Genomic DNA, 19,845 nt, shown 5'->3' with positions numbered 1-19,845 from the left:
TTCAGCCGCCGCGGAAGCGGCGCTCGGCGATGCGGTCGGCGATGACCTCCGGCGGCTCGCCGGCGGCGGCCGCCTCGCGGAAGACCTGCTCCAGGGTATCGCCGATGGCGAGGACGCGCTCGCGGACCTGCTGCGCGTCGTAGCTGCCCCACTGGGCGCCCACGTCGATGACGCCGCCGGCGTTGATGACGTAATCCGGCGCGTACAGGATGCCGCGGCGGTGCAGCGCCGCGCCGTGCCCGGGGCGCTCGAGCTGATTGTTGGCGGCGCCGGCGATCACCCGGGCGCGGATCTCCGGAAGGGTGTGGTCGTTGATGGGGGCCCCCATGGCGCAAGGGGCGAAGACGTCGGCGTCGGCGGCGTGAATCGCCTCCGGCGCCACGGCCCGGGCATCGAAGTCCGCCACTGCGCGCTCGACGGCGTCCCGGTGGATGTCGCTGACGATGAGCCGGGCGCCGGCGGCGTGGAGATGCCCGGCCAGCCGGGAGCCGACACTGCCCAGTCCCTGGATGGCCACCACGCACCCCTGCAGGCTGTCCCGCCCCAGGGCATGGCGCACGGCCACCTGGATGCCGGTGAACACGCCCAGGGCGGTGGCCGGTGACGGATCCCCGGAATGCCCGTCCGCGCCCGCCAGCGGAATCCCGGTCACGTAGCGGGTCGCCTCGGACAGCACCCGCAGGTCCGGTACGCCCACCCCGGAATCCTCGGCGGTGATGTAGCATCCGCCCTGGCGCTCCACGAAGCGCCCCATGGCCCGCATGAGCTCCGGTGTCCGGTCGCGGCGGGGGTCGCCGATGATCACCGCCTTGCCGCCGCCGTGGGGCAGGCCGGCCATGGCGTTCTTGTAGGTCATCCCCCGCGACAGGCGCAGCACGTCGGTCAGCGCCTCCGCCTCGGAGGCGTACGGCCACATGCGCAGCCCGCCCAGCCCCGGGCCGAGGCGCGTGTCGTGCACGGCGACAATGGCGCGCAGCCCGCTCACCGGCTCGCGGCCGAAGGCCACGTGCTCGTGCCCGTCATAGTCCGGATGATCGAAAACGCCCATGGCATCCCTCCCCACGCTCTCGTTCCAGAAAGGTCCGTAGCGGGCATTGCATCGCGAATGCGATCCCGGGATCCGCGTTTCCTCAGTCGTTGACGCCGGTCTCCTCGAGGAGCCGCTCCGCGTCCACCGCCACCAGCTCCAGACGCCCGAGCTCGTGCAGACCGTTGCTGCGGATCATGCCCTGGATCTCCTCGACGTAGGCCTCCCCGCGCTCGGAGTACTCCACCAGGCCGGTCGCCAGGCGCAGCCCCGAGAGCCCGTCGCCGTTTTCGCGCAGCCGCATGCGCAGCCGCCGGAGGCTATCATAGGCCGATCCCACGTTGATCGTGTAGATGTAGTTGCGCACCGACGCCCGCAGATCCCGGAAGATGCGCACGAAGTGGGTGGCATCCGCCGCGCGCTGCTCCGGCTTCAGGCCCCGCTCCTCGCGCCAGGTCCAGATGCCGAAGAGGTTGTTCGCCTCGCGGGTGAACCGCGAGCGCCCCCAGCCGCTCTCGTTCGCCGCCTGGGCCAGCGCCATGCTCACCGGGACCACGTCGATCCGGCGCAGCATCTCGGTACGGAACGCCTCGCTGTTGATCCCGCCCTCCACGCGGAAGCGATCGGCCAGCGTCTCCAGCAAGCGGGCCTGCCGTGATTCCGGGGCGACCTCGCCCTGATCGAAAATCATACGCACCCGCTCCCGGGTCGCCCGCATGATCCGGTTCTCCGCCAGGACCATGGGCAGCAGCGCCCGGAAGAACAGCGCCTTGCGCTCGTCCACCGAGAGATCGTCCAGCGGCGGGAACGCGCTCACCGACACCGCCGGCACCTCGCCGGCCGGCGGCCATGAGTAGCCCAAGGTCTCGAACGCGGCATCCAGCTCGGCCGCTGTCTCCGCGTCCAGGGCAACCATGGGCGGGAGGACGTCCTGGCGCTCGTCGTAGGTAATGTCCGCCGGCAGCTCCGGGATATCCTCGGGGAGCTCCTCGTCCTCGCGGAGCATGCTGGTCGGCGGGGGCGCGGTCTGCCCCTGCAGAAGCGTCCAGGTGGTCACGGCCGCGAGGACGACGGCCACGCCGCTGCCGGCGGCGACGGTTCGGCGATGATTGCGAAGCCTGCTGCGGATGTCCTGGTACAAGAGCCCACCCTCCATCGTATTCGTTATCGATCACTTGCTTGCGGACGGTTCGCCGCGGGCGCGCCGGGGAGCGCGGGTCAGTCGACCCCGGACGCCGACACATGCGAGCACCCTACCATGCTCCCGGCGACGGACACGGTGGCGTACAATCACGGCAGGAGCGACGTCGAACCATCCCAGCAAGCGCGAGGCCCATGCCCATGCAGCCGGACCAACCGACCGGGGATCTCATGCTGCGCACCCTGGCCATGCCCGCCGACACCAACCCGTCCGGCGACATCTTCGGCGGCTGGCTGCTGTCGCAGATGGACGTGGGCGGCAGCCTGCTGGCCGCCGAGCACGCCGGCAGCCGCGTGGCCACGGTGGCCGTGGAGTCGATGAAGTTCCACCTGCCCGTCTACGTCGGCGACGTGCTGTGCTGCTACGCGACCCTGCAGCGCGTCGGCCGCACGTCCATGACCGTCGACGTCCAGGCCTGGGTCCTCCGCGGCGGCGGCCAGCGGGAGCGTCTGCTGGTCACCGACGGGCAGTTCACCTACGTCGCCATGGACAGCGACCGGCGGCCGCGCGAGGTTCCGCCCATGCCGTCCGGCAACCCGACCTGAGAGGCTGGCAAGCGCCATGACGGTCACCATCGACACCATCCGGCAGGCGGCGAACGCCATCCGCGGCGGCGTCCACCATACCCGCTGCGATCACGCCCGCACGCTGTCGCAGATGACCGGCGCCGAGCTGCATCTCAAGTTCGAGAACCACCAGTTCACGGCCGCGTTCAAGGAGCGCGGCGCGCTGAACCGGCTGCTCGCCCTGACCCCGGAGGAGCGTCGCCGGGGCGTGATCGCCATGTCCGCCGGCAACCACGCCCAGGCCCTGGCCTACCACGCGGGCCGGCTGGGCATCGCCGCCACCATCGTCATGCCGCGCCATACGCCCAACCTCAAGGTCACCAACACGCGGCGCTTCGGCGCCACCGTGCACCTGGAAGGGGCCGGCGTGGCGGAGGCCGGCGCCCACGCGGAGCACCTGGCCGCCGAGCACGGCTACGTCTTCGTGCATCCCTACGACGACGAGGCGGTCATCGCCGGCCAGGGCACCATCGCCCTGGAGATGCTCGCCGACGTCGCCGGGCTCGACACGCTGGTGGTGCCCATCGGCGGCGGCGGCCTCGTCGGCGGCATGGCCGTGGCCGCGCGCGCGATCAAGCCGGACATTGAGATCATCGGCGTGCAGACGGAGCGCTTCCCGGCCATGAAGCAGGCCTGTGCCGGCGAATCCATCGCCACCGGCCCGCCCACCATCGCCGAGGGCATCGCCGTCAAGCAGCCCGGGGCGCACACCCTGCCCCTGATCCGGAACCTGGTCTCCGAGATCGTGCTGGTGGACGAGCCGGACCTAGAGCAGGCCATCCTGCTGCTGCTGGAGATCGAGAAGACGGTGGTCGAGGGCGCCGGCGCCGCCGGCCTGGCCGCGGTTCTCGCCCATCCGGAACGCTTCCGGGGACGCCGCGTGGGGCTGGTGCTGTGCGGCGGCAACATCGACCTGCTCGCGCTGTCGTCGGTGATCCAGCGGGGCCTGGTGCGTACCGAGCGCGTCGCCCGGGTGCGCGTGGGGGTGCCGGATGTCCCCGGCGCCCTGGCGGACCTCACCCGCCTGCTGGCCGATCACAACGCCGGCATCATCCAGATCGCCCATCAGCGCCAGTTCACCGACCTGCCCCTGCGCGCCGTGGAGGTGGAGGTCACTCTGGAGACCCTGGGCGGCGACCATCTCGCGGAGGTCCTCGCCGCCCTCCGCGACAGCGGCTACGACCCGGTACGGCCGGATCTGTCCGATCTCCATCCGGACGAGCGCCGGAGTACCCAGTGAGCGCATCCGCCGCGCCCGGCGCCGCATCCGCGGACGACCGCCGGGCCCGCCGGCTGCCCGCCCTCGCGGCCATTCTCGCCATATTCACGGCGATCTTCGCCAGCAACGTCCCGACGCCCCTGTACGGCGTCTGGCAGGCGCAATGGGGATTCTCCGACGGCGCCCTGACCGCGATGTTCTCCGTGTACGTCGTCGGCGTGGTCGCCGCCCTTCCCACCATCGGCGCCCTGTCGGACCTGGCCGGACGCCGGCAGGTCCTGGTCCCCGGGCTGCTGTGCATGGCCGCCGCCGCGCTGGTCTTCGCCAGTGCCGGCGACATCTACTGGCTGGGTGTCGGCCGCCTGCTCACCGGCCTGGGCACGGGCATCGTGACGGGGTCCGCCACGGCGGCCCTGGTGGAGCTGGACCCCGACAACAACTGGGCGCGCTCCGCGGCGATCTCGGCCATGACGCTCACCGCCGGCGCCACCGCGGGCCCGCTGGTGAGCTCCGCGGCCCTGCGCTTCGACCTCTGGCCCACGGCGGGCCCCTTCGCGGTGGTCGGTACCGTGGCCGCGGCCACCATCGTGCTCATGGTCACCGTGCGCTGGCCGGCGCACCTGGGGCAGCGCCGCCCGGGATTCCGCCTGCGGCACTGGCGCCCGACCCGCCTGTCGGTGCCCCGGGAGATCTTCGGCAGCTTTGCCCTGGCGGGGGCGGCCATGTGCCTGGCCTGGTCCACGGGCAGCCTGTACGCCGCCCTCGGGCCGTCGCTGGCCGTGGAGCTGGCGGGCATCGACGATCGCGCCCTGGCCGGGCTGTACGCCGCCGCATTCCAGCTGGTCGCCGGCGTGGGCCAGTTCCTCGCGCGCCGCCACCACCCGGAGCAGCTGCTGTTCACCGGCCCGCTGATCCTCGGGGCCGGGATGAGCATCGGCGTCGTCGGCATCCTGCTGACGTCGCCGCTGGGCTTCGCCCTGGGAACGGTCACCACTGCGTTCGGCGCGGGCGTCACCGCCATGGGCGCGGTGGCCACCATCAGCCGGGAGGCACCCATCGATCGCCGGGGCGAGGTGGTCTCCAGCTTCTACGTGCTGGCCTACCTGACCATGGCATCGGTGGTTCTCGGCGTCGGCACCGCCAGTGACGGGTTCGGCCTGGAGCCCACCATGATCGCCCTGGGTGGTCTCACCCTCGCGGCGGCCGGTATCTTGGTGCGGGCCGGCGTACGCAGCGGCCGCGCCGGTTGGTCGGCACCCGCCGCCGAGGCGAGCCGTTCCCGTGCCTGACCCGTATTCACCCGCAACCGAGGCAACCCCCATGCAATACCTGCATACCATGGTCCGCATCAGCGACCTCGACGAGTCGCTGGATTTCTACTGCAACAAGCTCGGCATGGTGGAGATCAGCCGCCGCGAGGTGGAGGCCGGTCGGTTCACGCTGGTCTTCCTGGCGGCGCCGGAAGACGAGCCGCGCGCCCGGCAGGACAAGGCCCCCATGCTCGAGCTGACCTGGAACTGGGACCCGGAGGAGTACACCGGCGGCCGCAACTTCGGCCACCTGGCCTACCGCGTGAAGGATATCTACGCCCTGTGCCGGTCGCTCATGGACGCCGGCATCACCATCAACCGCCCGCCGCGGGACGGCCGCATGGCGTTCATCCGCTCGCCGGACGGCATCTCCATCGAGCTCCTCCAGGAAGGCGAGGCGCTGCCCGAGCAGGAGCCCTGGGCGTCGATGCCGAACACCGGCACGTGGTGACGTGCCGGAGGCGCGGACCACGGCAATCCAACCAGCCGTAGGAGCGACGTAAGTCGCGACCATTGCAGAGGACGGTGTTCACGGGAAGTCGGGGCTGAAGCCCCTCCCACAATGCTCCCGGGCGGCACCATGCCGGCATGTGTGGGAGCGGCTTCAGCCGCGACCTTGCAGTGAATCGAGTCCTCTGGAAAGTCGCAGATGAAGCCGCTCCCACAGCATTCGGCGTTCCAGAGCCCGTGATGCGGGGTGTAGGAGCGACGTGAGTCGCGACGTTCCAGTGCGTCCTGTTCTCTGGAAGGTCGCGACGGACGTCGCTCCTACGACCGCGTCGGGTCCTCGCTCACCTGCACCAGGAGCTTGCCGAAGTTCTTGCCGCTGAGCAGGCCCTGGAACGCCGGAACCGCGTTCTCCAGGCCCTCGACGATATCCTCCCGGTACTGGATGGTGCCGTCCTTGACCAGCGGCGCCACGGTCTTGAAGAACTCCCGGCGGCGGTCGGCGTGGTCGAACTGGATGAAGCCGCGCACGGTGAGCCGCTTGGTGAGCACCTGTCGCATGAACGCCGGCAGCAGGTTCGGCCCCGCCGGGGCGTCGGTGTCGTTGTAGTGGGCGATGATGCCGCACACCGGCACCCGGGCGAACTCGTTGAACAGGGGCAGCACCGCCTGCTGCACCTTGCCGCCGACGTTCTCCCAGTAGACATCGACGCCGTCGGGGCAGGCGTCGGCGAGATCCTGCTCGAAGCTCGCCGCGCGGTGGTCGACGCAGGCGTCGAAGCCCATCTCCTGGGTGACGAACCGGCACTTGTCCGGGCCGCCGGCGACCCCCACCGCGCGGCAGCCCCAGTGCCGCGCGAGCTGGCCGACGACCTGCCCCACCGCCCCGCTCGCCGCGGAGACGACGACGGTCTCGCCCGCCTGCGGCCGGCCGTGCTCGACCATGCCGACGTAGGCGGTAAACCCCGGCATGCCCAGCACGCCCACCGCGGTGCTGATGGGGGCATCGTCGGGGTTGAGGCGCTTGACGCCCTGCGGGTCCACCGCCGCATAGGTCTGCCAGCCGGTATGGGCCAGGACCAGGTCACCGGCCTGCCAGTCGGGGTGCCGGGACTCCACCACCTCGCAGACGGTGCCGCCCTCCATGACCGAGCCCACCTCCACGGACTTGGCATAGGACTTGGCGGCGCTCATGCGGCTGCGCATGTACGGGTCCAGGGAGAGATAGATGGTACGCAGGAGCACCTGCCCCTCGGCCGGGTCGGGCATGGGCCCCTCCTCCAGGCGAAGGTCGTTGTCGTCGGGCATGCCCTCCGGACGCCGCGCCAGGATGATGCGGGGGTTGCTGCTCATGGACTTCTCCTCGATGCTGGTTCGTCACGACAGGGTAGCAGCGTCACGTTCAGATTGACCTGTATCAACCCTGACATCGGGCACGTGGTGCCTACTGTCAGGCGTGGCGGGATATACTGGCAGCAACAGCGCCGAGGACTACCATGCAACAGCGGGTCGAGGACCTGATCGTCCCCGTGGACGGCTCCGAGCACGCCGATGCGGGCGTGCGCTACGCGGCGCGCCTGGCCCGGGCGCTGGATGCCGAGCTGCATTTCGCCCACGCCTTCCCGGGCTCGATCCAGGCCCTCATGGAGCGGCTGGGTACCCAGCCCCATCAGGCCAGCGCCGAGCGGCTGTCGGCGGAGGCGTTCGAGACGCTGCGCAACGGCAGCGCCCGGCGGGCCTTCCAGCAGGCCCGGGAATACCTGGAGCCAGGACAGGTCGCCAGCGAGCACGTCCTCGACGGCGAGCCCGCCGAGGCCATCGCCGCGTTCGTGGGGGACGGCAGCGGCGTCCAAGTGGTCATGGGACGGCGCGGGCTGGGCCGGGTGCGCGAGCTGTTCATGGGCAGCGTCAGCGAGCGGGTCATCCATCGCCTGGCGGTGCCGGTCACCGTGGTCACGGCCGGGCATGACGGCGGCCCGACGGAGGCCGGCGGCGCCGCGCCGCTGATCGTCCCCGTCGACGGCTCGCCGTCCGCGTGCCGGGCGGCGGCCCACGCGTCATCGGTGGCGGCCCGCACCGGCGCCCGCATCTACCTGGTTCACGCCTTCCCCGGATCCACGGCGGAGGTGCCGCTGCTGTCGGGCGACGGCGGCGGCACGGCGGAGGTCGGGCCGTTCGCCGAGGAGGCCTTCGCCCGCCTGGGGGCGGACAACGCCCGCGAGGCGTTCGCGGCGGCCCGGGACGCCATGACCGACACCGGGGCCAGCGCGCCGGAGGTCGTCGAGCTGCAGCGCAGCGGCGGGCCGGCCCGGGCGGTCATCCAGCTCCTGGACGAGCTGGGCCCGGCGGAGGTCGTGGTGGGCCGGCGCGGGCTGGGCCGCGTGCAGGAGCTGCTGGTGGGCAGCGTCAGCCAGCGCCTGCTCCACGGCACGCGCTGCCCGGTGACGGTGATTGGGTGATTGGAAGTTTTCAGTTGGCAGTTTTCAGTCCGGCTTCGGCGTGGTGAGCGAAATGAGCCGGTATGCTTGGCTTCGTCAGGGTTGCGGTGATTGCGCCGGGCTCGGCTGATTCCGAACCGCCAACTGAAAACTGAACACTGGAAACTGAAAACTCCCCGAACACGTCCAACCGAACACCTCCTTCCTCCAGACCGTTATACTGCCCGTCTTCATTCCGGCCGAGGCAGATCGTGCATGTCCCATGACGTGATCCGCATTCAGGGCGCCCGCCAGAACAATCTCCGCAACCTCGACCTGGAGCTGCCCCTGGGCGAGCTCATCGTGGTCACCGGCGTGTCGGGCTCGGGCAAGTCGTCGCTGGCCTTCGACACCGTGTACTCGGAGGGCCAGCGGCGCTACGTGGAAACCTTCTCGCCGTACGCGCGGCAGTTCCTGGATCGCATGGACAAGCCCGCGGTGGACGCCATCGAGGGCATCCCGCCGTCCATTGCCATCGACCAGAACAACCCGGTGCGCACGTCCCGCTCCACCGTGGGCACCATGACCGAGCTCAACGACCACCTGAAGCTGCTGTTCGCCCGCGCCGCCCGCCTGTACTGCCGGGGCTGCGGGCGCGGAGTGCAGCGTGACGACCCCGAGAGCATCGCCGCGCGCCTCATGGCCCGGACGGACGGCGAGCGGGTCATGGTCGTGGCCGCGGTGACGGTGCCGGCGGGGCTGACGCCGGCGGAGCTCCGCGACCTGCTCGAGCGCCAGGGCTATACGCGCTTCCACGCCGTCGCCGACGAGCGCATCGAGGTGGTGGTCGACCGGGTTCGGGTGCAGGCGGACCGCCGCGACCGCCTCGTGGACGCCCTGGAGGCGGGCCTGCGGCTGGGCCGCGGCAGCGTGGCGGTGCATCCGCTGGATGCCGACCGCAACGCCCTGCCGCCGTGGCGCTTCTCCGAGGACCTGCACTGCGCCGACTGCGACATCCACTACCAGGAGCCGTCCTCCAGCCTGTTCTCGTTCAACTCGCCGGTGGGCGCCTGCGAGACCTGCCGCGGCTTCGGCCGGGTCATGGGCATCGACTACGGCCTGGTGATCCCCGACGAGACCAAGAGCCTGGCCGAGGGCGCCATCCGCCCCTGGCAGTCGGGCCGCTCCGCGGAGTGCCAGCGGGACCTGCTGCGCTACGCCCGCCGCCGCGGCGTGGCCGTGGACATCCCCTGGAAGGACCTGCCGCAGGCGGACCGCGACTGGGTCATCGAGGGCGAAGGCGACTGGGACGAGGACCGCTGGTACGGCGTGCGGCGCTACTTCGACTGGGTCGAGTCCAAGAGCTACAAGATGCACATGCGGGTGCTGCTGTCGCGCTACCGCAGCTACGACCGCTGCCCGGACTGCGACGGCGCGCGGCTGAAGCCGGAGCCGCTGCTGTGGCGCGTGGGCGGCCACGACGAGGTGGACCGGGTGCTGCGCCGGGAGGCGCGGTGCCGGCCCCGGGGCGCATCGCTGGACGAGACCGCCTTCCTAGGCCTGCCCGGGCTCAACCTCCAGGACATGATGACCCTGCCGCTGGGCCGGCTGCGCACGTTCTTCGATCACGTGGAGCTGCCCGCGCCGCTGGACGAGGCGGCCAGCCTGCTGCTCGACGGCATCCGCGCGCGCCTGCGCTACCTCGACCAGGTGGGCCTGGGCTACCTGACCCTTGACCGCCAGTCGCGCACGCTGTCCGGGGGCGAGGTCCAGCGCATCAACCTGACCACCGCCCTGGGCACGTCGCTGGTGAACACCCTGTTCGTGCTGGACGAGCCCAGCATCGGCCTGCACCCGCGGGACATGGGGCGCATCATCGACGTCATGCACCGACTGCGGGATGCCGGCAACTCCCTGCTGGTGGTGGAGCACGACCCGGACGTCATGCGCGCCGCCGACCGCATCCTGGACATCGGCCCGGGCCCCGGGGAGCGCGGCGGCAACATCGTGTGCTTCGGCACGCCGGACCAGGTCGCCGCCGACACCGCGTCGGTCACCGGCGACTACCTGGCCGGGCGCCGGCAGGTGGGCACCGCCCGCGACGGCGCCCGGCGCGGACGCCCGGACCGGTGGCTGGGCCTGCGCGGCGCCAGCGCCCACAATCTCCGCGGCCTGGACGTGGACATCCCGCTGCAGCGGCTGGTCTGCGTTACCGGCGTTTCCGGGTCCGGCAAGTCCACCCTGGTCACGGAGGTGCTCTACCAGGCCCTGGCCCGGCGCAAGGGCCACGCCATCCCGCCGTCCGGCGACTGCGACGAGCTCCGCGGCGACGAGGCGCTGCAGGACGTGGTGCTCGTGGACCAGTCGCCCATCGGCAAGACCACCCGCTCCAACCCGGCGAGCTACGTGGGCGCCTTCGAGGCCATCCGCAAGGCGTACGCCGCCGAGCCCCTGGCCAGGGAGCGGGGCTACAAGCCGGGGACGTTCAGCTTCAACGGCGGCGCCGGGCGCTGCCCCACCTGCGGCGGCAACGGCTTCGAGCACGTGGAGATGCAGTTCCTGAGCGACGTCTACATCCGCTGCCCGGACTGCGACGGCCGCCGCTACCGCGACGAGGTGCTGGAGGTGAAGCTGCCGCCGGCGCCCGGCTACGACGACGCGCCGCGCTCCATCGCCGACGCCCTGGACCTGACGGTGACCGAGGCGACGCAGTTCTTCGGCGACAACGGCGAGATCCTCAACCGCCTGGAGCCCCTGGAGGCGGTGGGGCTGGGCTACCTCAGGCTCGGCCAGCCGGTGCCGACGCTGTCCGGCGGCGAGGCCCAGCGCGTGAAGCTCGCCGGCCACCTGGGCGAGGCCGCCCGCCGCCGCAAGGGGCGCGGGGCGACGCTGTTCCTGTTCGACGAGCCCACCACCGGGCTGCACTTCCGGGACGTGGACGTGCTGCTGCAGGCCTTCGGGCGCCTCCTGGAGGCAGGCCACTCCCTGGTGGTCATCGAGCACAACCTGGATGTCATCGCCGCCTCGGACTGGCTCATCGACCTGGGGCCGGAGGGCGGCGATGCCGGCGGCACCATCGTCGCCAGCGGAACGCCCGGCGACGTCGCGGCCGTGGCGGCGAGCCACACCGGTACGGCGCTGCGGAGCCACCTGGCGGCGAATCCCGCTGTAGGAGCGGCTTCAGCCGCGACCGCGGAGGACACTGGCGCTCGCGACTCGACGGTCGCGGCTGAAGCCGCTCCCACAGGGGAAGCCGACGCCGCTGAGGGTGAACCCGGCGTCGCGGCTGAAGCCGCTCCCACAGGCACTGCTGAGGTCGCCGAGGCGCCGGCTCCCTACATCACGAAGGACGCTATCACCATCCACCACGCCCGGGAGCACAACCTCAAGAACATCGACGTACGCATCCCGCGCAACAAGCTCAGCGTCATCACCGGCCTGTCCGGCTCCGGCAAGAGCACGGTGGCCTTCGACATCCTGTTCAACGAGGGCCAGCGGCGCTACCTGGAGTCCCTGAACGCGTATGCGCGGCAGATCGTCCAGCCCGCCAGCCGGCCCGACGTCGAGGCCATCTTCGGCATCCCGCCGACGGTGGCCATCGAGCAGCGCACCAGCCGCGGCGGGCGCAAGTCCACCGTGGCCACCATGACCGAGGTCCACCACTTCCTGCGGCTGCTCTACGTCAAGCTCGGCACGCAGTACTGCCCGGACTGCGACGTGCCCATCCAGGCACAGAGCCCGGCGGCCATCGCCGCGCAGATCCAGCGGGACCACCGCGGCGCCGAGGTCACTCTGCTGGCGCCGCTGGTGGTCGCGCGCAAGGGCGTGTACACGGACCTGGCCCGCTGGGCCGCGAACAAGGATTTCAGCCACCTGCGGGTGGACGGCGAATACCTGCCGACGGACGACTGGCCGCGGCTGGACCGCTTCCGGGAGCACGACATCGACCTGCCCGTGGCCACGATCACCGTGGACCCGGCCGGCGAGGCCGCGCTGCGCACGGCGGTGGATCACGCCCTGGAGTACGGCAAGCACACCCTCAAGCTGGCGGCCGCCGGCGACGGCGACGTGGTGTTCTCCAGCGAGCGCGCCTGCCCCGGCTGCGGGCGCAGCTTCGAGGAGCCGGACCCGCGGCTGTTCTCGTACAACTCCAAGCACGGCTGGTGCCCGTCGTGCTTCGGCACCGGCCAGGTGCTGCCCGGCTTCGACGCCGAGCAGACCGGCGAGGAGAGCGCCTGGACCGGCGGCGATGAGGAGCCGGTCACCTGCCCAACCTGCCGTGGCCACCGGCTGAACCCCGTGGCCCTGGCGGTTCGCTTCCGGGACCGGTCCATCGCCGAGCTGTCGGCGCAGTCGGTGACCGCCGCCGCCCGCTGGGCCGAGACGCTGGAGCTGCAGGGCCGGGAGGCGGAGATCGCCCGCGACATCCTGCCGGAGCTGCGCAGCCGGCTGGACTTCCTGCAGCAGGTGGGCCTGGGCTACCTCGCCCTGGACCGCGGCGCGCCGACGCTGTCCGGCGGCGAGGCCCAGCGCATCCGGCTCGCCGCGCAGCTCGGCTCCAACCTCCAGGGCGTGTGCTACGTCCTGGACGAGCCCACCATCGGGCTGCATCCGCGGGACAACCGCATGCTGCTGGAGACGCTGGAGCGCCTGGAAGGCAAGGGCAACACCATCGTGGTGGTGGAGCACGACGAGGACACCATCCGCCGCGCCGAGCACGTCATCGACCTGGGCCCGGGCGCCGGGGTCAACGGCGGGCGCGTGGTGGCCGAGGGCACGGTGGACGCGCTTCTGGCCAACCCCGAGTCGGTCACCGGGCGCGCCCTGTCGAACCCGCTCCGCCATCCGCTGCGGGGCGAACGGCGCGCCTTCCCGGCGGAGCACACCGTCACCGTCCACGAGGCCCGGCTGCACAACCTGGCCGGCGAGAGCGTGGACTTCCCCCTGCAGCGGCTGATCTGCGTCACCGGTGTCTCCGGCAGCGGCAAGTCGTCGCTGGTGCGCGGCGTGCTCCAGTCCGGGCTGCGGCGCCTGACCACCCGGCGCCGCGACCAGGCCGCGCCGGCCCTGGACGGCTGCCGCGGGATCACCGGCGCCGAGCACGTGGACCGGGTGCTGGAGGTGGACCAGACGCCCATCGGCAAGACGCCGCGCTCCTGCCCGGCCACCTACATCGGCTTCTGGGACGATATCCGCCGCCTGTACGCCAACACCGAGGAGGCGCGGCTGCGCGGCTACGGCCCCGGGCGGTTCTCCTTCAACACCCGCGACGGCCGCTGCCCGGGATGCGACGGCCAGGGCGTGAAGAAGGTGGAGATGAACTTCCTGCCCGACGTCACCGTGCCCTGCGAGCTGTGCTTCGGCATGCGCTTCACCCCGGAGACCCTGGCGGTGACTTACCGCGGCCACTCCATCGGCGACGTCCTGAAAATGAGCGTGGACGAAGCGGTGGAGTTCTTCGCCGCCCACCCGAAGATCCACCATGCCCTGCAGCTCCTCCAGGCCGTGGGGCTGGGCTACCTGACCCTGGGCCAGCAGAGCCCCACCCTGTCCGGCGGCGAGGCCCAGCGCATCAAGCTGGTCACGGAGCTGGCCAAGGCGCGCCCCAACACCGGCGGCCGGCAGCAGCCGCACACGGTCTACGTCCTGGACGAGCCCACCGTGGGTCTGCACATGGCCGATGTGGAAAAGCTCATCCACGTCCTCCACCGCCTGGTGGACGCCGGCCACACCGTGGTGGTCATCGAGCACAACCTGGACCTCGTCGCCGAGGCGGACTGGCTCATCGACCTGGGCCCGGAGGGCGGCGACGCCGGCGGCCGGGTCGTGGCCCGCGGCGTCCCGGAGGACGTGGCCGCCAAGGACGGCTCGCACACGGCCCGGATCCTCGCCGAGTTCCTCGGCGGCCCGTCACCGCGACGGGCGGTACGGTAGCGTGGGGCCTCCGGGCAATGCGCTCCCTGCCGCCCGGCTCGCGCCCGGAGGTTCCACCCCCGGCGTCACCCCACGGGCTTCCCCGCCGCTTGGTCATGCCTTCAGCCCATCTACACTGAGAGGGAAAGGCTGCCAAGGCAACAGTGACGGGAGGAGACAACCATGGCTGCATACAAGATCGTCGAGATCATCGGCACGAGCCCGAAGTCATGGGAGGATGCCGCCAACAACGCCGTCCAGGTCGCACGCAAGTCCATCCGCCACATGCGCGTCGCCGAGGTGCGGGAGTTCGACCTGAACCTCAACGAGGACGGCTCCATCTCCGAGTACCGCGTCAAGGTGGACGTGTCCTTCAAGTACGAGGAAGGCTGATCGAACCTCCCCGCCAGCATCGCCCGGGGCGCCCTGAAGCGCCCCGGGCGCCGCGGCTTCGGCAATGAATCGATTCCATCTATCATTGCAATCCCGAAACTGCATTGGCATCTATCGCCACCATGGTTTATAACGTCGCCCAGTCAGGCGCGCCGCACGAGGTAGGTGGCTCACTCCCCTGGCAGGAGTGAGAATGCCGCGCCGGGACTTCGACAATGCCGCAACATTCCGGAGAGAACGCTATGGGCAGCAACGAGACCGCAGGCAAGTGCCCGGTTGTGCACGGTGCCAACACCGGGGTCGGCAAGAATGTCATGGAGTGGTGGCCCAACAGCCTCAACCTGGACATTCTCCACCAGCATGACCGCAAGACCGATCCCATGGATGACAGCTTCAACTATCGGGAGGAAGTCAGGAAACTGGACTTCGACGCGGTCAAGAAGGACGTCTGGAACCTGATGACCGAGAGCCAGGACTGGTGGCCGGCCGACTGGGGGCATTACGGTGGCATGATGATCCGGATGACCTGGCACGCCGCCGGCAGCTACCGGGTCGCGGACGGCCGCGGCGGTGCGGCCACCGGCAACCAGCGCTTCGCGCCCATCAACAGCTGGCCGGACAACAACGACACGGACAAGGCGCGCCGCCTGCTGTGGCCGATCAAGAAGAAGTACGGCAACAAGCTCAGCTGGGCGGACCTGATCGCGCTCGCCGGCAACGTCGCCTATGAGTCCATGGGCTTCAAGACGTTCGGCTTCTCCTTCGGCCGCGAGGACATCTGGCATCCCGAGAAGGACACCTACTGGGGCAGCGAGAAGGAGTGGCTCGCCACCAGTGACAACCCCAACAGCCGCTACGACGCCGAGCGCAATCCGGAGTCGCTGGAGAACCCGCTGGCGGCGGTCATGATGGGGCTGATCTACGTCAACCCGGAAGGCCCCGACGGCAGCCCGGATCCGCAGGAGACGGCCAGGGACCTGCGCGTGACCTTCGGTCGCATGGCCATGAGCGACGAGGAGACCGTGGCCCTCACCATCGGCGGCCACACGGTCGGCAAGTGCCACGGCAACGGTAACCCCGACCACCTGGGCCCGGAGCCGGAGGCGGCCGACGTGGAAGAGCAGGGCCTGGGCTGGAACAACAAGGTCGAGCGCGGTATCGGCCGCGACAGCGTCGTCAGCGGCCTGGAAGGTGCCTGGACGACCAACCCCACCCAGTGGGACCACGGCTACCTGGAGATGCTGTTCAACCACGAGTGGCAGGTGGTCAAGAGCCCGGCCGGCGCCAACCAGTGGGAGCCGGTGGACATCAAGGAAGAGGACATGCCGGTGGATGTGGAGGATCCCTCGATCCGCCGCAAGCCGATGATGACCGACGCCGACATGGCCATCAAGGTGGACCCGGAGTTCCGCGCGATCGCCGAGAAGTTCCGGCAGGATCCGGACCTGCTGGACGATGCGTTCGCCCGGGCGTGGTTCAAGCTGATCCACCGGGACCTGGGCCCGAAGGAGCGCTACATCGGCCCGGACGCCCCCACCGAGGACCTGATCTGGCAGGATCCGGTGCCCAAGGGCAGCACCGATTACAACGTCGAGGCGGTCAAGCAGAAGATCGCGGACAGCGGGCTGAGCATCAGCGACATGGTCGCCACGGCCTGGGACAGCGCCCGGACCTTCCGTCAGTCCGACAAGCGCGGCGGCGCCAACGGCGCCCGCATCCGCCTGGCCCCGCAGAAGGACTGGGTGGCCAATGAGCCGGAGCGGCTCGCCCGCGTTCTCAAGGTGCTGGAACCCATCGCGGCCGACAGCGGCGCCAGCCTCGCGGACGTGATCGTGCTGGCCGGCAACGTCGGCATCGAGAAGGCGGCGAAGGCGGCCGGTCACGACATCGCCGTGCCGTTCAAGCCGGGCCGCGGCGATGCCAGCCAGGAGATGACGGACGTGGACTCCTTCCAGTGGCTCGAGCCGCTGTCGGACGCCTATCGCAACTTCCTCAAGAAGGACTACACCGTCCCGGCGGAGGAGCTGATGCTCGACCGCACCCAGCTCATGGGCCTGACCGCCCCCGAGATGACGGTGCTGGTCGGCGGCATGCGGGTGCTCGGCACCAACCACGGCGGCACCCGGCACGGCGTGTTCACCGACCGCGAGGGTCAGCTGACCAACGACTTCTTCGTCAACCTGACGGACATGGGCTATCGCTGGGTCCCGACGGGCGAGAACCTGTACGAGATCCGCGACCGCAGGACGGACCAGGCGAAATGGACCGCGACCCGCGTGGATCTCGTGTTCGGCTCCAACTCGATCCTGCGCTCCTACGCCGAGGTCTACGCCCAGGACGACAACCAGGAGAAGTTCGTGCGTGACTTCGTGGCCGCGTGGAACAAGATGATGAACGCGGACCGCTACGATCTCGCCTGATCGCGGCGGACCCAGCTGAAGGTGATTGCACGGGGGACGCATTGGGCGTCCCCCGTTTTTTGTGGGCCGGATGTCGCGGCCTGCAGCGTCGCCTCACCCGCGATTCAATGTCTTCCCCGCCATGATTGGTCCCGCCGTAGGAGCGGCGTCAGCCGCGACCCGTTCCAGGGAACCAGGTTCACTGGAAAGTTGCGGCTGAAGCCGCTCCTACAACATCCAGCGTTCCGGAGCCCGTATCACGGGTTCCGGGATGTTGTGGGAGGGGCTTCAGCCCCGACGGTTCGGGCGCTCTGCGACGGTAGCGGCCGACGCCGCTCCTACGGCGGGTTGATCAGGGCGCTTGCGGGACTACGACCGGTCCAGGCCGTTGTACTCCGGGAACTCGGAGGCATAGCACGTCGGCGAGGCGGAGCCGCCCGGGGCGAGACGCTCGCGCAGCACCTCCCGCAGGACCACGGCATTGTTGTGCTCGCGGTCGCGCGCGGCGAACACCAGCGTCAGCGGCCCGTCGCCGGCCCGGTCGAGAATGCGGTGCAGTGCCGCGGCAGCATCCGCGAGCTCGGCGCGGTAGCGCTCCCGGAAGCCCTGCCAGCGCTCCGGGTCATGGCCGAACCACTTGCGCAGCTCGGTGGACGGCGCCACCTCCTTCTCCCACAGGTCGATGGCCGCATCGGCCTTGCGGACGCCGCGGGGCCATACCCGGTCCACCAGCACCCGGGTGCCGTCCTCCGGTTCCGCGGGATCATGAACGCGCTTGATCCGGATCTCCGTGGTCATGGCGCATCCCCCGTGTCATGCCGTGGTGGCTTCCTCGAAACCATAGACCATGAGAATGAACGCGTAACGGTAGGCGACCTCCTCCAGGAAGTCGAAACGCCCGCCGGGCCCACCGTGGCCCGCACTCATGTTGGTGCGCAACAGCAGGAGATGGTCGTCGGTCTTGAGCGTACGCAGGCGGGCCACCCACTTGGCCGGCTCCCAGTAGGTCACGCGCGGGTCCGACACGCCCGCCGTCACCAGAAGATGCGGGTAGGCCTGGGCGCGGACGTTGTCGTACGGCGAGTACGACAGGATGGTGTAGTAGGCGGCCTCGTCGGCCGCCGGATTGCCCCACTCGGGCCATTCCGGCGGCGTCAGCGGCAGGCTGGCATCCAGCATGGTATTGAGCACGTCCACGAAGGGCACATCCGCCACGGCGGCGTGAAACAGCTCCGGTCGCTGGTTGACGGCCGCACCCACGAGCATGCCGCCGGCGCTGCCGCCGTGGGCGGTGATGCGGCCGGCGCCGGTATAGCCCGCGGCGATCAGGCCCTCGGCGGCGGCGATGTAGTCGCTGAAGGTATTGGTCTTGCGCTCCAGCTTGCCGTCCCGGTACCAGCGATCGCCCCGGTCCTTGCCGCCGCGCACGTGGGCCACGGCATACACGAAGCCCCGGTTGACCAGGCTCAGGCGCAGCGGCGAGAACCCCGGCAGGTCGATCATGCCGTAGGAGCCGTAGCCGTAGAGCAGCAACGGCGTCTCCGGGTCCGGGGTCACGTCCCGGTGGTGGAACAGCGACACCGGCACCTGCTCGCCGTCCGGTGCCGTTGCGTGCAGGCGCTGGATCACGTAGGCGTCCGGATCGTGGCCGCTGGGGATCTCCTGCTCCTTGCGCAGCCGCTGCGTGCCGGTGGCCATGTCGTAGTCGATCACCCGGGCGGGCGTGCTGAAGGAGCTGTAGCTCAGCCGCAGCGTGGTGGTATCGAACTCGAACCCGGCGATCATGCCCAGGTCGTAGCAGGCCTGATCGAAGGCCACCGGGTGCTCGGTGCCGTCGGCGAGCCGCCGCACGACGATGGCGGGCAGGGCGTCGGCGATCTCCAGGCGGACCAGGTAGTCCCGGAACAGCAGCAGGTCCTGGATCAGGTGCCCCGGGCGGTGCGGCACCAGGTCCCGCCAGTGCTCCGGCGCAGGGGCGTCCAGGGGTGCCGTGACGACGCGGAAGTCCTCGGCGTCGCGGTTGGTGAGCAGGATCCAGTGCTCGCCGTGATCGCTGGCGGCGTACTCGACCCCCGGCTCCCGCGGCAGCAGCAGGCGCGGTGCGGCATCCGGCTCGGCCGCGGGGATGACGCGGAGCTCGGTGGTGACGTGGTCGTGGCTGGTGATGACGATGAAGCGCCCGCTCTCGGTCTTGTCCACGTCCACGAAGAAGCCGTCGTCGGGCTCCTCGTAGACCAGGCCGTCGTCAGCGGGGTCATCGCCCAGCACGTGCCGGTACACCCACTTGGGCCTGTGCTCGGCGTCCAGCACCGTGTAGAACACGCTCCGGGCGTCCGCGGACCACTCGAAATCGCCGCGGGCGTCGCTGATGCGTTCCGGGAGATCCGTCCCGGTGTCCAGGTCCCGGAAGCGCAGCACCCAGCTCTCCGCGCCGGTGGTATCCACGGCATAGGCGAGCCGGCGGTGGTCCGGGGCATGCTCCGCGGCGCCGAGGCGGAAGTAGCTCGCGCCGTCGGCCTCCCGGTCGCCGTCCAGCAGCACTTCCTCCGGCGCATCCTCGGACCCGTGCCGGCGGCACAGCACCGGGTGCTGCCCGCCTTCGCGGTAGCGGCCGTAGTAGTGGAAGGCGCCGTCGCGCATGGGCACCGAGCTGTCGTCCTCGCGGATGCGACCGCGCAGCTCGCGGAACAGCCGCTCACGGAAGCGCCTGGTCGGTGCCATGACCGCGTCGGCGTACGTGTTCTCGGCTTCCAAATGGGCGCGGATGGGCTCCGCGAGCCTGTCCGGATCCCGCATCGCCTCGCGCCAGTCGGCGTCCCGCAACCAGGCGTAGGGGTCCTGGCGCCGGTGGCCGTGGGTTTCCACGGTCACCGGCGCCTCTTCGGCCCGGGGGGCCGGCGGCAGATTCGTGCTCATCGGGCGCGACTCACTCTCTGTACGGGGCCGGCAACAA

General features: G+C 70.6%; 13 protein-coding genes. 8 read left to right on the top strand and 5 right to left on the bottom strand.

What is annotated here, in order from left to right; genetic code table 11:
- Position 1 precedes the first annotated feature (1 nt).
- Positions 2-1,048 (bottom strand): Glu/Leu/Phe/Val dehydrogenase dimerization domain-containing protein, encoded by a 1,047-nt coding sequence (locus QWY84_RS06835; protein ID WP_290201766.1) that lies wholly within the window; start codon positions 1,046-1,048, stop codon positions 2-4.
- 82 nt (positions 1,049-1,130) lie between these two features.
- Positions 1,131-2,168, bottom strand: a complete 1,038-nt coding sequence (locus QWY84_RS06830; RefSeq protein ID WP_290201765.1) for a glucosaminidase domain-containing protein — start codon at positions 2,166-2,168, stop codon at positions 1,131-1,133.
- Between the two features lie 200 nt (positions 2,169-2,368).
- Here QWY84_RS06830 and QWY84_RS06825 point away from each other — a divergent pair, with 200 nt between their 5' ends.
- The 4 genes from QWY84_RS06825 to QWY84_RS06810 are packed head-to-tail and all read left to right on the top strand — an operon-like array spanning position 2,369 to position 5,774.
- Positions 2,369-2,773, top strand: coding sequence for an acyl-CoA thioesterase (locus QWY84_RS06825; protein ID WP_290201764.1), 405 nt, complete (start codon positions 2,369-2,371; stop codon positions 2,771-2,773).
- Between the two features lie 16 nt (positions 2,774-2,789).
- On the top strand, positions 2,790-4,034 hold the full coding sequence (locus tag QWY84_RS06820; protein ID WP_290201763.1) for a threonine ammonia-lyase: 1,245 nt from the start codon (positions 2,790-2,792) through the stop codon (positions 4,032-4,034).
- Positions 4,031-5,302, top strand: a complete 1,272-nt coding sequence (locus tag QWY84_RS06815) for an MFS transporter (protein ID WP_290201762.1) — start codon at positions 4,031-4,033, stop codon at positions 5,300-5,302. Before QWY84_RS06820 ends, QWY84_RS06815 begins: the two co-directional genes overlap by 4 nt.
- 31 nt (positions 5,303-5,333) lie before the next feature.
- Positions 5,334-5,774, top strand: coding sequence for a VOC family protein (locus tag QWY84_RS06810; RefSeq protein ID WP_290201760.1), 441 nt, complete (start codon positions 5,334-5,336; stop codon positions 5,772-5,774).
- A 317-nt stretch (positions 5,775-6,091) separates the two neighbouring features.
- Here the strand turns inward: QWY84_RS06810 and curA are convergent, their stop codons facing one another.
- Entirely contained in the window at positions 6,092-7,123 is a 1,032-nt protein-coding gene (gene curA, locus QWY84_RS06805; RefSeq protein WP_290201759.1) for an NADPH-dependent curcumin/dihydrocurcumin reductase, read from the bottom strand.
- A gap of 143 nt (positions 7,124-7,266) precedes the next feature.
- On the opposite strand from curA, the gene QWY84_RS06800 reads away from it, so the two are divergent.
- The 4 genes from QWY84_RS06800 to katG all read left to right on the top strand — a co-directional run bounded on the left by QWY84_RS06800 (position 7,267) and on the right by katG (position 16,913).
- A complete protein-coding gene (locus tag QWY84_RS06800) occupies positions 7,267-8,229 on the top strand; it encodes a universal stress protein (protein ID WP_290201757.1) in 963 nt (320 codons plus the stop codon).
- A 234-nt stretch (positions 8,230-8,463) separates the two neighbouring features.
- Positions 8,464-14,121, top strand: coding sequence for an excinuclease ABC subunit UvrA (gene uvrA / locus QWY84_RS06795; RefSeq protein ID WP_290201756.1), 5,658 nt, complete (start codon positions 8,464-8,466; stop codon positions 14,119-14,121).
- Positions 14,122-14,283: 162 nt separating this feature from the next.
- A complete protein-coding gene (locus QWY84_RS06790; protein WP_290201754.1) occupies positions 14,284-14,493 on the top strand; it encodes a dodecin family protein in 210 nt (69 codons plus the stop codon).
- A 242-nt stretch (positions 14,494-14,735) separates the two neighbouring features.
- The gene (gene katG / locus QWY84_RS06785; protein ID WP_290201753.1) at positions 14,736-16,913 is read left to right on the top strand and encodes a catalase/peroxidase HPI; all 2,178 of its coding nucleotides are present in this window, start codon (positions 14,736-14,738) and stop codon (positions 16,911-16,913) included.
- Positions 16,914-17,261: 348 nt separating this feature from the next.
- On the opposite strand, the gene QWY84_RS06780 is transcribed toward katG, so the two are convergent.
- Both QWY84_RS06780 and QWY84_RS06775 read right to left on the bottom strand, forming a co-directional pair.
- Positions 17,262-17,690 carry a DUF488 domain-containing protein gene (locus QWY84_RS06780; protein ID WP_290201752.1) on the bottom strand — a complete coding sequence of 143 codons (429 nt, stop codon included), beginning with the start codon at positions 17,688-17,690 and terminating at the stop codon, positions 17,262-17,264.
- A gap of 15 nt (positions 17,691-17,705) precedes the next feature.
- Positions 17,706-19,808 carry a S9 family peptidase gene (locus QWY84_RS06775; protein ID WP_290201751.1) on the bottom strand — a complete coding sequence of 701 codons (2,103 nt, stop codon included), beginning with the start codon at positions 19,806-19,808 and terminating at the stop codon, positions 17,706-17,708.
- Positions 19,809-19,845 lie beyond the last annotated feature (37 nt).

Origin of the sequence: Aquisalimonas lutea (assembly GCF_030409225.1) — a bacterium.
GTDB lineage: Bacteria > Pseudomonadota > Gammaproteobacteria > Nitrococcales > Aquisalimonadaceae > Aquisalimonas > Aquisalimonas lutea.
This window is presented reverse-complemented; position numbering and strand designations above follow the sequence as displayed.